At 58.7% G+C, this 641-nt stretch carries 1 protein-coding gene; it reads right to left on the bottom strand.

Features of this window, described 5'->3' with window-relative positions; translation table 11 throughout:
- Positions 1-14: 14 nt before the first annotated feature.
- Positions 15-641, bottom strand: a 627-nt coding sequence (locus A3730_RS07970; protein WP_197477365.1) for an acyl-CoA dehydrogenase C-terminal domain-containing protein, incomplete at its 5' end; no start/stop codon positions are given.

Below are 641 nucleotides of genomic sequence, written 5' to 3'. Positions count from 1 at the left end.
CTCTACAGGAAAGATCAGAATGCAAAGTGATCAGCATCCAGATCCATCATGCAGTCCAGACCACCTTCGATGGCGCCTTTATGGCCAGCCACGCGCGGCAGGATACGCTTGAAGTAGAAGCGTGCAGTGCTGATCTTGGCCTTGTAGAAGTCCTCGTCACCGGCACCGGATTCCAGTGCGGCGTGGGCCACAGAAGCCATACGGGCCCACAGGTAAGCCAGGGTCACGTAGCCGGAGTACATCAGGTAATCCACAGAGGCGGCACCCACGTATTCCGGGTTCTGCATGGCCTGCATGCCGATGGCCTGAGTCAGCTCGCCCCATTCCTTGTTGTAGCCGGCCAGCGGCTCCAGGAATTCTTTCAGGTCCGCATTGTCGCCATTGGCTTCACAGAACTGGTGCACGATCTTGGTGAAGTTACGCAGGGCCTGACCCTGAGTCATCATCACCTTGCGGCCCAGCAGATCCAGTGCCTGGATGCCGGTGGTGCCTTCGTACAGGGTGGAGATACGGGCATCACGTACGTTCTGCTCCATGCCCCACTCACGGATAAAGCCGTGGCCACCGTAGATCTGTACACCGTGGTTAGCAGCTTCCAGGCCCGCTTCGGTCACGAACGCCTTGGCGATCGGAGTCAGCAG

The organism is Alcanivorax sp. HI0044 (assembly GCF_001634945.1).
The sequence above is the reverse complement of the archived record's forward strand: the minus strand, read 5'-3'. Positions and strand labels throughout refer to the sequence as shown.